This is a genomic window from Rhodococcus sp. 14-2483-1-2 (genome assembly GCF_002259405.1).
Taxonomy (GTDB): Bacteria; Actinomycetota; Actinomycetes; order Mycobacteriales; family Mycobacteriaceae; genus Rhodococcoides.
Window position 1 is genome coordinate 328,415 of sequence record NZ_NPFW01000013.1, and the last position, 12,797, is coordinate 341,211.

The window sequence follows — 12,797 nt, forward strand, 5'->3', positions numbered from 1 at the left end:
ATTCCTCCCGATGCCACGACGGTGACGCATGTCGGTACGAACGACAGGCAGCCGTCGTGAACCGGCCTGGACGGCTTTCGCAGTTCAGACGGTGTTTCGCAACCTCAGGTGAACCCGCGTGTACGTCTTTCGTCGTTCTCGTAATGAAAAGGTCAAGAGTTCGATTCTCTTAGGCGGCTCCACCAGCAGGCCTCTGACACGTACCAGCGTGTCGGGGGCCTTTTTGGTAGCGCGATCCAGCACTGGATCGACCTGTTTGCCGCGTCGGTCCTGCAAAATCAGTTCATGACAACCGACAGTGCCCATGGTGCATCGATGACAGCCATCGTCACCACCGGCACCGGTGGCTACGACACACTCGTCGTGTCCGAGGTACCCACGCCAGTGCCGGGTCCGGGTGAGGTGCTCGTTCGAGTTCTGGCGGCAGGGATGAACAACACCGAAATCAACACGCGCGTGGGCTGGTACTTCGACGGCGGGTGGAACGATGCGACGCCCTTTCCGCTGATTCAGGGAACGGACTGCTGCGGGGTCGTCTGCGCGAGTCCCGGGACCGAAGAATCCATCGTCGGTCGCCGGGTCCTGGTTCGATCGTGCATGCGTGTCGACGGCTTCTCGTCGGGCGAGACGCGCTGGCTGGGTTCGGATATGGACGGCGCATTCGCCCAGTTCGTCGTCGTTCCGGCGAGCGAGATCTTCGTGGTCGATTGTGACTGGACCGACGCCGAGCTGGCGACCATTCCGTGTGCCTACGGCACGGCGGAGAACATGATCGCTCGCGCGGGAGTGCGCCCAGGGTCGACGGTGCTCGTCACCGGTGCCTCGGGCGGAGTCGGTTCTGCTGCAGTGCAACTCGCCGCCAGACGCGGCGCGCGCGTGATCGGCGTCGCGAGCCGCGCCAAGCACGACCAACTCCGCGAACTCGGCGTCGACGACGTCTACGGGCGCGACGCAGATCTGGTGGGCACCCTCGGCACGCGCAGCGTCGATGTGGTGATCGACAACGTTGCCGGCGACGGTTTCGGTCCCCTGCTCGACCTTCTCGTTCGTGGGGGAACGTACGTGTCCTCGGGTGCGATCGCAGGACCCGTCGTCGCCTTGGATCTACGGACGATGTACCTGAACGATCTGACACTCCTCGGCTGCACAGCGTGGGACGAGAACGTGTTTCCGAACCTCGTGTCCTACATCGAAGCGGGTGAGATTCGTCCGCTACTGGCCGAGTCGTTTCCGCTTGAGCAGATCGCGGCGGCGCAGCAGCGCTTCCTGGAGAAGGACCACGTCGGAAAGTTCGTGCTCGTTCCTCCCGTGGTTCTCGATCAGGCGTGATCTCCAGGCACACTGGATGGAGTGTTCGCCTCCCTCGCCCCCGCTCGCCGTCGTCTTGTGTTCGCTGTACTCGCTCTCGTCCTGGTCGGAGTCGTCGCGGCCGTGGCGGCCTTCGTCGCATCGCGCTCCACGAGCGACCCCGTTGCGAGCGTCGACCAGTCCGTGCCCGGCCCGGTGCTGTTGATCCCCGGGTTCGGCGGTTCCACGGACGCGCTGGAGGTGCTCGCGGCCGAATTACGGGATGACGGCCGCGATGCGACGGTCGTGGCTCTGCCCGACGGCGGCGTCGGCGATCTGACCGTGCAGGCGCAGACCCTGCACGACGCCGTCGACGCGGCTCTGACTCGGACGGGGGCGACCTCGGTCGACGTCGTCGGGTATTCCGCCGGCGGGGTGGTGGCCCGGATCTGGGCCACCGATCTTGGCGGCGCAGAGCAGGCTCGACGCATCGTGACCCTCGGCTCCCCACACCACGGCACCCAGGTGGCTGCTCTGGCAGCCCAGTTCGTGCCCGACCAGTGCGCGGCCGCCTGCCAACAGCTCGCCCCGGACAGCTCCGTGCTCACCGCCCTGAACTCCGGCGACGAGACGCCGGAGGGTCCGCAGTGGGTGTCGATCTGGACCGAACTGGATCAGGTGGTGACCCCGCCGAACTCGGCCCAACTCGACGGGGCGATAGACATCCCCGTCCAGAGCGTGTGTGCGGACTCCACCGTCGACCACGGAAATCTGCCCCGTGACCCACTTGTCGCCGCGATGGTCTCCGCCCAGTTGGACGGCAACTCCACCACCCAGCTCGGCGCAGCTGATTGCAGCCGTCTCAGCTCGTGATGTCCTTCGTCGTGAAGTTCGCCCACGCGGCACCCAGAAGCACGACGACGTAGACGCCTTGCAACCCGACACCGCGGACCAGGTCCCGCGTCGGTACCGGGTCGCGGAAGAGGTCGACGAAAGCCAACCAGTACCGCGTCGGCAGGTACGGCGCGATGGCGTCGGCGGCGTCCAGCGTCAGCAGCAGCGAGCTGGCGATGAGGAACGCCAATGCGCCCAGCGTCGCGGCGAGCGGTGAGTCGGTCAGGGTCGAGAGGAACAACCCCATGGCAGCGACTCCGAGCATCGACAGCGTCACGTAGAGCACGGCGATGACGGTGCGCGCGGCGACCTGTTGATCGGTCAGCACCGTGCCGGACACACTGGCGACGCCGGCCAACGACGTGGTGTCGAACAGCGTCGTCCCGACGAAGTACGCAACGGCGGCCACGATGACCACCGCCAGCAGCACGAAGGCAGCCACCGAGATCAGCTTCGCCACCAGCAGCTTCGTCCGTCCCACCGGGCGGGCCAACAGGTAGCGCAGGGTGCCGGCCTGGGCCTCCCCGGCGACGGAATCGCCTGCGATGACCGATACCGCGACGGGCAGGAACAGCGGAAGCACGATGGCGAGAGCGGCGAGCGGAAAGAGCTGACCGTTGTTGATCACCGCAGACAGGAAGGCGGGGCCTTCGCCGGGCCGCGGACCGACATCGGTCAGGGCCAGCAGTCCCGCGACGATGGTCGGCAGCAGATTGAGCAGGAGAATGACGACCCACGTGCGGGGACGGCTCAGCATCGCGCGCATTTCGACGCCGATCATGCGGTCACCCCGGCCGTCATGGAGCGCGCCGGAACGCGGTCGGCACTGTCGCCGGTGACGGCCAGCACGGACTGCTCCAGACTCATCTGTTGCGTCGTCAGCTCGCTCACCGGCACCCCTCCTTCGACGAGCAGTCGATTGAGCAGGGCCGAATCGGGGTGTTCGATCACGAGCTGCTGCCCTTCACGGTGGAGCACGGTGGCGTTCCCGACTCCGGAGAGCACGGTGACGGCCTCGGCCGGGTCGGGGGTGGTCACGAGCACTCGGCCGGTGGGCTGCTGGAACGCCGAGAGCTGATCCTGCAGAACGAGGCGACCCCGATCCAGCACTCCCACTCGGTCGCACAGCTGCTCCACCTCGGCCAGCAGGTGGCTGGAAAGGAACACCGTGGTGCCCTTTGCATGCAGGCCCAGGAGCAACTCTCGAATCTCCAAGATTCCCTGTGGGTCGAGACCGTTGGTCGGCTCGTCGAGGATCAGCAGCTCGGGCGTGCGCATGAGCGCCGCGGCCAAGCCGAGGCGCTGCCGCATGCCGAGCGAGTACTGCTTGACCGGTCTGCGTCCCACCCCGGCGAGGCCCACCTGCTCGAGGGCCTCGTCGACGCGGGCGGTCCTGGTACGCCGGGAACCACCCGGCCCGGCCGCGTCGAGCAGCGTGAGGTTCCGGCGTCCGGAAAGGTTGGGGTAGGCGGCGGGGTTCTCGATCAACGCCCCCACTCGCGGCAGCACGCTCCTGCGTCGCCGGGGCATCTCCTCGTCGAGCACCTGCATCTGCCCGGAGGTGGCCAGGACCAGCCCGAGCAGCATGCGCACGGTCGTCGTCTTGCCGGAGCCGTTGGCACCGACGAAGCCGTAGATGTCGCCGGCGCGCACGTCGAGGTCGACGCCGTCGACTGCTCGCACCGATCCGTAGCTCTTGGTCAGGCCGGTCGTGCGGATCATGTGGCTGCTCCTTCGAGCTGCAGGGCGGCGGTGGCCAGGGTCTCTGCGGTGACGGTGCCGGAGAGCAGGTAGCGACGCCGATCGGCGGTGGGCTCGGTGATCAGGACGTTGAGCGGCCCGATCGACAGCGCGACGCTGCCGCCGGTGAGGACTGCGCCCGGGGCTGCCCGCAGCTGGTCGACGAGCCCGCGCGCGGCGCGGCGTGGCAGGGGAGCGGCGATCAACTCCGTCACTCCGCGGCCGTAGATTCCCACCGCACCCTGGCCGCCGCGGTCTCTCAGGTCGAGTCCGGACAGAGTCGAGGGAAGCCGGGCGGAGTCGATCCCGTCGGCGAACGAGGCGATGTCGAGCCCGTCCTGCTGCTGCACATCGGTTCCCGGCGGCGGGACGAAACGGACGGTGTCGGCGTCGGGAGTCGCGGAGGAGAAGTCGAGGAATCCGGTGCTGACGATAGGGCGAGTGGCCCCGTCGCCCAGCACGTCGACCTGGAGCGGCAACCCGCTGTCGGGGTCCACCCACACGTCGACCTCGGTGACGGTGCTCTGCGGCTCGCTGGGAATCAGCCGCAGGCCGGGGGCGTCCAGGCCGGCGATCCTGCGAGCCGGAAGCCGGGTGACCTCATCGGCGCTCGCTTCGCTGAGCAACCGCTGCCCGAGCTCCGGGGGCAACAGGTCGGCTTGGCGAGGAAGGCGCAGGCTCGGCTCGGGGACCGGTGTCACGACGGCCGTGTTCTGTTCGTAGTCCCAACTCCACAGCCGAGCCGGGCTCCGGTAGAGACCACGCTCACCGGCGAGGCGCACGGTGTCGACGCGCCAGCTGTCCGGGCCGCGATACCAGGCGCGCAGGGTCGTGGTGTCGCCCAACAGATCCGGAAGGCCGCCGAGTCCGTCGGTCACCGGCAGAGTGACACCGCCGACCGCCTGGGCGTAGCCCGAGTACGCCGTCGCGGTGGAGGACTGGACTCGGGCAAGCAGTTCGGCCGCGCCGATGTCCGACGCGCCGACGGGCAGGCGTGCGATCACCGAGGGGGTGGCGACGAGCACGGCGATGCCGAGCACCACCGCCAGCCACCGCCACTTCTCGCGCACCTCTTCGACCGTACGGATGTGCCCGTTGTGCCGCATTCGGGCAGTACAAAGCCGCGGCTAGCCGACGAGCACGAACTCCGCCGAACCGTAACTCGCACCGTTGATCTGGAGCTCGATCGAATGTGGGCCCGGGTAGTACTTGCGTGTGGTCAACGTCCGAAAGGAATGCTGCCGCGCGACGTCGATGCTCTCACCGGGAGCGATCGTTCTTGTCGTCAGCTTGAACGTCTTCCCTGTCATCCGGCCATTCGCCTTGGTGTGGTGGACGATGTAGTCGATCGCGACCTTGGCCGGTTCGGTGCCGACGTTGCGGATCGAGGCCTCGAAGTGGACGCTGTCGCCGATCCGCAGCTGCGGGACGTCGAGGGTGGGGCCGTCCACTTCCAGGTCGGCCGGAGCGAACCCGAGCAACGCGAGTGCGTCGATGTGTCCGTTCTTGATCACGGTCCGAAGCGCATGTCGCACAAGCTGGTCGGTGTTCGCATCCGGGTCGTCGAGCCACCGCGCCGCGGATCGAACGACCAAATCCGGTACGTCTCGGCTGAAGTCGTTGAGGTGGTTGGCCACCGAACGCCGAACGTAGTCACTGTCGTCCCGGTAGAGCTCGTCCAGGATCGGCACCGTGACGCCCGGGCGCGCGAGAATGTCGGGGACTCGGACCGACCACGGAAGGTACGGGCGGGTGCCTTCCGATGCCAGACGACGCACGTGCGCGTCCGATGACTGCGTCCATTCGAGCGCTGTCGCGAGAGCCCGATTCGCATCGGCTCGCAGGAACGTGCGGATGGCGAATTCCGAGCTGAGTCGAACGGTGAGTTCGGCCAGAAGCGACATCCCGTCGTCGAACGCGGCGGATGTCTGCTCGTCCACGGCCTTCATGGCCACGGCACTCGTGACCGGCCAGATCGACCATCCTTGGAAGTCCGGGTCCTCGGCAGCCCGGCGGATGGTGCGAGCGAACTCCGGGTAGTCGCCGGGCAATCCAATGAGAAGGGCATCGCGCAACAGATCGGCGCGGGCTCGAAGCGCGAGCGGACCCAATCGATCGATCGACCCTTCGAGTACGGACAGATCTGCGCTCGGTGCTGCGGTCCGGATGGTCCGCATCAGTGTGCGGGCTGCATCCGGGCCGATGAGTTCGTCGGCGAAAGGCATGAGAGCTTCTTACCCGACGCGCCGCGCACCGAGTCGGTCGATTGCCCGAATTGTGGCGCGTCGACCCTCGGCAGATGCCCGCAGCGGGGTTACGAAAGGTTCGGTTCGGCAAAAACCTTCACATGGGTCGTTTGAATCCGATATACATACTCTCGGTCGCGGGGCTCAATCCCCGCGTCGTGGTATCCCCCTCGGCGTACGGAGAAATTTCATGGACATCTCTTCCTTCATTTCCAGCCTGCTCTCGACCGGCAGCAGCACTGGCAGCACGATCTCCGACATCCCGATCCTGCAGCTTCTTTCGTCCGGTTCCGCTTCCTGAGCGACCCCCGTACCGAGCAGGCCCCGTCGACGCGTCGACGGGGCCTGCTTTCGTTGATCGGCTCGGTGCTTTCTGCTCGTGCTTCCTTCTCGAACGAGCCGTCGATGTCGATCCCGGGTCGGCCCGTAAACAACGGGAAGGATCCAGAACTCGGGTGAGACCTACGCCCGCGCCGAGACGACGATGGCCTTGGTGGTTGCGCCGCCGAGTGTGCTGAAACCTCAACCGATTCCGCCGAGCGCCGACTGACCCGACGCCGGGCAGCAGGCCGCGTGGGACGGTGAGATCACCGGGGCGACACCCTGTTGTCCCACTGCGCCAATGGCCACGGAAGGAATCGGATTGGGATAGCCTTCGCGGATCATCAGTGCGCGGACACGCTGGTCGACTCGGGTTTTCGATGGGGCGAGTATTCACTGCGATCCCGGTCGATCGTGCGACGCACTGGGCTACAACCCTGGGGGGTCGCGTCATGCCCGTCTCGTGTGTCGAGTGGAACCGCAGCGCGTGTTGTCGGTGTCGATCCGGTGAGGCCCCGCTGTGAGCGGCTGGGTGTGGGTGGTGATCCTCAACGGGATCACCGCTGCGGCGTATCTGGGGATCGTGCTGTTCATCGTCCGGGGACTGATGCGGACCGGGCAGCTGCGGAACAACCGCCTGGCGGTGGCAACGGCGGCGATCTTTCTGACCTGCTCTGCGCACCACCTGCTTCATGCGGTGCACCTGGCCGCGGCGGTCGGGGGCCACGCATCGCATCTCGACTCCGGCGCGGGAACGGTCGACGCGATGCGGGAGTCGATGGGCGGCACCGCCGACGTGGTGGTGACGGCGTCGACAGCGCTCGCCGGTGTGATCTATCTGGGGATGCGCCGCTTCTACGGAGCGTTGCTCGGCTCGCCCTCGATGTTCGACGATGCCAGCGAGGCCCGGTACCGGCAATTGGCGGCGAACCTACCGCACACCACCGTGCTCGTCGTGGACTGCGATCTGCGATTTGTGCTCGTCGAGGGTGCCGAACTGGTGGCGGAGGGATACGACCCGCGACGGATGGAGGGTCAGCTGTTGCGAGACACTGTGACACCGGAGGTCTACGCACAGCTCGAGCCGCATTACCGAGCTGCGGTGGCGGGGGACGAGACGTCGTTCGACACCGTCAGCTCCCGAACGGGAGCGATCTTCCAGGTCAAGGCCAGACCGCTGCGTGACAGTTCGGGCACGATCGTCGGAGCCATGGTCCTGTCCGAGGACGTCACGGCCGAGCGTGAGGCTCGGACCGAGCTCGAGCAGGCGCGCGCGTTTCGCGATGCGGTGTTGACCGCGTCGCCGGACATCACCACCGTCACCGATGTGGGCACCGGCCAGGTGACGTGGGCTTCTCGAAGCCTGCGGTCGCTGTTGGACGGGCCGCCCGAGGAGGGGCCACCCGACGGACCTTCACCGAACCTCCGGTTCGGTCGCTCCGACGATCTCGACGATCTCGACGACCTCGACGACCTCGAGGCCCCCGAGGATCGTCTGGACGGTGCGGTGGCAGAGGACATCGGCGTCGTCCGAGCCGCGGACCGGCAAGCGGCGTCGCTGCCCGAGGGGGAGAGCGTCACGATCCGCTACCGGGCGCGAGCAGCCGACGGCTCGCTGCGGTGGCTGTCGCGACGCACCACCCCGTTTCGTCGGGGACCGTCGGGGGAGGTTGCCGAGGTGCTCTCGGTGGTGCGGGAGGTGACCGACGTCGTCGAGGCAGAGCTGGCACTCGAGCGGGCAGCTCTGCAGGATCCGTTGACCGGGCTGCCCAACCGGATGCTGCTGCTGGACCGGATCGGCTCGGCGATCGAGCGCGGTGAGAGCACCGGCGCTGCTGCAGCCGTGTTGTTCTGCGATCTGGACGGATTCAAACGCGTCAACGACACCGGCGGTCATGCTGCAGGCGATGCGGTTCTCGTCGAGGTTGCTCGACGTCTGCGGTCGGTGCTGCGTGCCAACGACTCGATCGCCCGAGTCGGCGGCGACGAGTTCGTTCTCGTCGTCGACGCGCTGCCCGCCGAACGTGGTTCCGGCAAGCTTGCGGGTGCAGGCTTGGCGGAGCGCGTCGCCGAGCGCATCCGGGCGGTTCTCGCAGCTCCGATCGTGTACCAGGGCAGCCAGTACGTGGTGTCGGCCAGCGTGGGCATGGTGCTGGTTCGCAAGGGTGCCAGCGCGCAGGAAGTGCTGCGGGACGCGGACTCCGCCATGTACCGAGCCAAGCAGCTCGGTAAGGACCGGATCGAACTGTTCGACGACGCGCTGCGCGCGAACGCCCTCGAGCGTGCCTACATCGAGCAGACCCTGCGGGGTGCCCTCGATCCCGAACACCGCGGCGCCGCGACGCTGACCGTTGCCTATCAGCCGGTCTACGACCTCGGCAGCAGAGCGCTCACGAGCTTCGAGGCACTCGCGCGCCTGCGTGACGACGACGGCGCAGGGATCACACCGGGCCGATTCATTCCCGTGGCGGAGGACACCGGCCTCATCTCCGAGCTCGGGGAGCGGGTGCTGGACGACGCGCTGGGCACTCTGGTGCGGTGGCGTGCGGCGCACCCGCGCGGTTCGGGGGTCGGCATCCCGGTCACGATGGCCGTCAACCTCAGTGCCCGACAGGCTCAACACATGGATATGGCCGCGGTGGTGGGCGCGGCTCTTGGACGGCACGGAATGGCTCCGGAGGACCTCGTTCTCGAGCTCACCGAGTCGGTGCTGCTCGAGTCGGGGTCCTCGATGCTGCGTCAGCTCGGTGAACTGCGTGAGCTGGGTGTCGGCATCGCCATCGACGACTTCGGCACCGGATTCGCGAGCTTGCGGTACCTGGCCACGCTGCCGGTGAGCGCAGTGAAGATCGATCGATCGTTCACCGCCACGATGACCAGCGATGAGACGAGCAGCAGCATCGTTCGGGCGATCATCAATCTCGCCCGAGATCTGCATCTGGGGTGCGTGGTCGAAGGGATCGAGACCCTCGCCCAGCTCGACGCCTTACCGAGTTCTGTTCAAGGGCAGGGATATCTGTTGGGTAGACCCGCTGAGATTCCGTCGAACACCTGGGTCTCGTAGCACCGGCCGGGAAGGATCCACGACGGACGGGCGTTGGACTCCGGTAATGGACAACGCTTTCTCTGCCCCTACTCGGCTGTGGACGCCGTCGCGCGTCCTGATCACGCGGTCTGCGTCGGAGCTGCCGCACACCGCGGAGATCGTTCGCCGGTGTGAGGAGGCCGGCGTGACCGAGATCGACGTGCTGCCGGGCGACCGTCTGACGGGCCTGCGCGGGGAGACCGAGCGAGAGACCTACGCCCGTGCCAAGACGACGATGGCCGTAGTGGTTGCGCCGCCGAGTGTGCTCAAACCTCAACCGATTCCGCCGAGCGCCGACTGGCGCATCGACCTGGCGAAGGGCTGCCCGGCGCACTGTCAGTACTGCTATCTGGCGGGATCGTTGTCCGGGCCGCCGATCACCCGGGTGTTCGCCAATCTCGACGACGTTCTGGCCGGAATCGGTACGCATGCCGGCAGCGGCACCATCACCTCCGGCACCGAGGAGCGAGGCCACGAAGGGACGACCTTCGAGTTGTCCTGTTACACCGATCCTTTGGGAATCGAGCATGTGACGGGATCCCTCGCCGAGGCCGTGCGCAGAGTCGGTGCGGGCGAGTACGGCGATGGCGTGTCGTTACGCTTCACGACCAAGTTCGACGACGTCACCGAGTTGGTGACGTTGGATCATCGGCGACGCACCCGAGTTCGACTGTCGGTCAATGCCGATGACATCGCGCGCCGTTTCGAAGGGGGAACTGCGCGGATGCCTGCTCGAATCGAGGCGCTACGGCAGCTTGCGCTGGCCGGATATCGAGTGGGATTGACCATCGCGCCGATCATGCCCATTCCGGGGTGGCGCGAGCAGTACGGTCGGCTTCTCTCGACCGTCGCCGACGCGTTGCGCGGCGTTCCCGATCTGGACCTGACCACCGAGATCATCACTCATCGGTTCACGCCGTCGAGCAAGGACGTGCTGTTGAGCTGGTACCCGGGGACGAAGCTCGAGATGGACGAAAGTGCCCGCACGGCAAAGAGGAACAAGTTCGGTGGCGTGAAGTACGTCTACCCGAAGGACACCATGTCGGACATGCGGACGTGGTTCGTGGACGAGCTCGAATCCGTCCTACCCGACGCGCAGCTTCTGTACTGGACCTGACGAAGCCCGACCCCGCCGCGGGCTGGAGGTCGTTCTACGTCGCACTTCTGGCCCGGTACATCGAGCCCGCGCCGTCTCGCTCGAGATATCCGGTATCGACGAGCTCGCGTCGTAGTGTCGCGTAGTCGTCGTCGAAGAACCTGCACAATTCGTTGACCTGGTGCTCCGACGCCCATGTCGTCGAACTCAGTTGCTGTGCAATCGCATTCAGAAACTCGGCACGATCACGGCTGTATCGGGCCATCCGCGTCGGCGGGGGCGTTGTTCGCGGGAGATCGCGAAAACTCTCGAACGTGTTCTCGTCCACGACGAGGCGATCGTCCACCCGGGTCACCACCGACAGGGCGAACAGACGCGCGACTGCCTTGTGTAGGGCACGGTCAGCCAGTGACGTGTGGGACTGCAGCTCGGCCACTGTCGAGACTCCACTGCCGATCGCGAAGAGGACCGCCCGAAGATCGGGGTCCGCCAGGACATGAAGCACACCGGTCGCGTGGTCCAGCAGGGGCGCATCGTCGTGCACGCCGATGGACTCGAACCGCACCGGAACCCCGGTGGCGGAGACCATCTCGTCGGTGAAATCGACCTCGCGAGGGGGCTCCGACCGCCTCCTCAGGACGCCGATTCCTGGAAGCGTCAGGGTCTCGACGTCGTCGGCGCCGAAGCGGACGATCGCGTTCCACAGCGGGTTGTCCCCGGCCGGAAGGTATGAGTTCTCGACGGCGAGAACTCCACCCACCGCAACGTGTGGCCACAGAAGACGGAGGAACCGCGCGTCCTCCACAAGGGATTCACCGTCGATCCAGGCGAGGTCGAACGGGCCGATGTCTCGTAGATTCCGAGGGGACAAGTCGAACAGGGAGTCGGTGACCGACTCGACGAAGTCGAATTTCGGCCGATGTTCCTGAACGAAGTCGTCGACGCTGGAGTCGCTCGGATCGGTGGCGAAGGTCCGGAGTCGGGGCACCGCTGCGGTTGTGGACCGTTCGAGAGCGGACGCCAACGCGATCGCCGTACGTGCAGACCCGACGGTGATTGCACTCTTCGGTTGCATCACCATCGCCAGGCCGGACAGCACGGCTTCGATGCGTGCGGTGGAATGCTGTGAATGGCTCGTCATGGATGTACCTCTTCTCCGAGATCTCAGGACATTCGGGCAGCACACTGCTGCGGTGAGTGGATCAGAGAGCGTCGAATCGATCTCGTGCGGTGTCGATTTCGTCCATGTGCCGAGTTGCCCACGCAAGAAGTACGTCGACGGGATCCCGAAGGGTCTTGCCCAGCGGTGTGATTCGATATTCCACCGCCACCGGGCGGGTGCTCAGAACGATGCGTTCGATGATGCCGTTGCGTTCGAGCTTCCTGAGAGTTGCGGTGAGGGACTTCTGCGTCACTGCCGGAATTGCACGGCGGAGATCGTTGAATCGGCAGGGACACTCGCACAATTCGTTGAGCACCTGGAGCGACCATTTGTCCAGCACCTGATCCAACAGTTCGCGGTGAGGGGCACTGATGGTCAGCTCTGCGTTGCCGTCGGCGGTATCGGTCATGAAACCAGGTTCCCTTGAAGTGTCCTTTGTGTACCAAGTATCAAGGTTATACCTGGTTATGGTCACGACGAAAGGAACTCCATGAGCGTCACTCGATTCACTCCGTCCGGCATGATGCAACCCACCCCGTATCACCACGTAGCGGTGGGGCAGGGATCCCGGCATATCCACGTCAGCGGTCAGATCGCGCGGAACGAGGATGGGTCGACGGTCGCCGAAAACGACCTCGCCGGGCAGGTCGCGTGGGCACTGCGCAATACAGCGATCGGATTGGCCGGTGCCGGTGCGACATTCGACGACGTATTGCGTTTGACGTTCTACGTCACGCAGTGGGCCCCGGAGCGGATCGGCGAGTTCATGGACGGAGTCACCCGCGTCGCCGAGGAGATCGGACTGCCGACTCCGATGCCACCCGCATCGCTGATCGGCGTCGACTACCTCTTCGAGCCCGACGTCCTCGTCGAGGTGGAGGCAACTGCGATCCTGGACTGACTCGCCCATCGGTGAATTCCGGAGGGCGTCGAAGTCCATACTGTCGAATCCACCCGACCCCAGGA

Annotated in this window: 11 protein-coding genes; 5 read left to right on the forward strand and 6 right to left on the reverse strand. The window is 66.1% G+C overall.

The features are described from left to right. Positions 1–285: 285 nt before the first annotated feature. Positions 286–1,329: a zinc-binding dehydrogenase gene (locus tag CH295_RS12655; RefSeq protein ID WP_094740885.1), complete on the forward strand. Its 1,044-nt coding sequence runs from the start codon at positions 286–288 to the stop codon at positions 1,327–1,329. A gap of 21 nt (positions 1,330–1,350) precedes the next feature. Beyond that, positions 1,351–2,160 (forward strand): lipase family alpha/beta hydrolase, encoded by an 810-nt coding sequence (locus CH295_RS12660; protein WP_094740886.1) that lies wholly within the window; start codon positions 1,351–1,353, stop codon positions 2,158–2,160. Here CH295_RS12660 and CH295_RS12665 read toward each other — a convergent pair. The 4 genes from CH295_RS12665 to CH295_RS12680 are packed head-to-tail and all read right to left on the reverse strand — an operon-like array spanning position 2,150 to position 6,146. Continuing rightward, the gene (locus tag CH295_RS12665) at positions 2,150–2,962 is read right to left on the reverse strand and encodes an ABC transporter permease (RefSeq protein WP_094740887.1); all 813 of its coding nucleotides are present in this window, start codon (positions 2,960–2,962) and stop codon (positions 2,150–2,152) included. The two genes, CH295_RS12660 and CH295_RS12665, sit on opposite strands and share 11 nt — an antisense overlap. Then, entirely contained in the window at positions 2,959–3,903 is a 945-nt protein-coding gene (locus tag CH295_RS12670) for an ABC transporter ATP-binding protein (RefSeq protein WP_094740888.1), read from the reverse strand. Before CH295_RS12670 ends, CH295_RS12665 begins: the two co-directional genes overlap by 4 nt. After that, on the reverse strand, positions 3,900–5,027 hold the full coding sequence (locus CH295_RS12675; RefSeq protein WP_094740889.1) for a LolA family protein: 1,128 nt from the start codon (positions 5,025–5,027) through the stop codon (positions 3,900–3,902). The genes CH295_RS12670 and CH295_RS12675 overlap by 4 nt, the downstream gene beginning before the upstream one ends. 21 nt (positions 5,028–5,048) lie before the next feature. Continuing rightward, positions 5,049–6,146 carry a DNA alkylation repair protein gene (locus tag CH295_RS12680; RefSeq protein ID WP_094740890.1) on the reverse strand — a complete coding sequence of 366 codons (1,098 nt, stop codon included), beginning with the start codon at positions 6,144–6,146 and terminating at the stop codon, positions 5,049–5,051. A gap of 862 nt (positions 6,147–7,008) precedes the next feature. Between CH295_RS12680 and CH295_RS12685 the strand changes: the two genes are divergently transcribed. Together CH295_RS12685 and CH295_RS12690 are read left to right on the forward strand one after the other, a co-directional pair. Further along, positions 7,009–9,552 (forward strand): putative bifunctional diguanylate cyclase/phosphodiesterase, encoded by a 2,544-nt coding sequence (locus CH295_RS12685; RefSeq protein WP_094740891.1) that lies wholly within the window; start codon positions 7,009–7,011, stop codon positions 9,550–9,552. 46 nt (positions 9,553–9,598) lie between these two features. Beyond that, positions 9,599–10,690 (forward strand): spore photoproduct lyase family protein, encoded by a 1,092-nt coding sequence (locus CH295_RS12690; protein ID WP_094740892.1) that lies wholly within the window; start codon positions 9,599–9,601, stop codon positions 10,688–10,690. A gap of 34 nt (positions 10,691–10,724) precedes the next feature. On the opposite strand, the gene CH295_RS12695 is transcribed toward CH295_RS12690, so the two are convergent. Further along, complete coding sequence (locus CH295_RS12695; protein ID WP_094740893.1) at positions 10,725–11,810, reverse strand: DUF2087 domain-containing protein; 1,086 nt, start codon at positions 11,808–11,810, stop codon at positions 10,725–10,727. Positions 11,811–11,871: 61 nt separating this feature from the next. Next, positions 11,872–12,240, reverse strand: a complete 369-nt coding sequence (locus CH295_RS12700; protein ID WP_094740894.1) for a winged helix-turn-helix transcriptional regulator — start codon at positions 12,238–12,240, stop codon at positions 11,872–11,874. A gap of 81 nt (positions 12,241–12,321) precedes the next feature. On the opposite strand from CH295_RS12700, the gene CH295_RS12705 reads away from it, so the two are divergent. Beyond that, the gene (locus tag CH295_RS12705) at positions 12,322–12,732 is read left to right on the forward strand and encodes a RidA family protein (protein ID WP_094740895.1); all 411 of its coding nucleotides are present in this window, start codon (positions 12,322–12,324) and stop codon (positions 12,730–12,732) included. Positions 12,733–12,797: the final 65 nt, after the last annotated feature.

Bases quoted from the DNA above. Each gene is read 5' to 3' on its own strand.
- CH295_RS12655 (WP_094740885.1), top strand. From the start codon at position 286: ATGACAACCGACAGTGCCCATGGTGCATCGATGACAGCCATCGTCACC.
- CH295_RS12665 (WP_094740887.1), bottom strand. From the start codon at position 2,962: ATGATCGGCGTCGAAATGCGCGCGATGCTGAGCCGTCCCCGCACGTGG.
- CH295_RS12670 (WP_094740888.1), bottom strand. From the start codon at position 3,903: ATGATCCGCACGACCGGCCTGACCAAGAGCTACGGATCGGTGCGAGCA.
- CH295_RS12675 (WP_094740889.1), bottom strand. From the start codon at position 5,027: ATGCGGCACAACGGGCACATCCGTACGGTCGAAGAGGTGCGCGAGAAG.
- CH295_RS12680 (WP_094740890.1), bottom strand. From the start codon at position 6,146: ATGCCTTTCGCCGACGAACTCATCGGCCCGGATGCAGCCCGCACACTG.
- CH295_RS12690 (WP_094740892.1), top strand. From the start codon at position 9,599: ATGGACAACGCTTTCTCTGCCCCTACTCGGCTGTGGACGCCGTCGCGC.
- CH295_RS12695 (WP_094740893.1), bottom strand. From the start codon at position 11,810: ATGACGAGCCATTCACAGCATTCCACCGCACGCATCGAAGCCGTGCTG.
- CH295_RS12700 (WP_094740894.1), bottom strand. From the start codon at position 12,240: ATGACCGATACCGCCGACGGCAACGCAGAGCTGACCATCAGTGCCCCT.
- CH295_RS12705 (WP_094740895.1), top strand. From the start codon at position 12,322: ATGAGCGTCACTCGATTCACTCCGTCCGGCATGATGCAACCCACCCCG.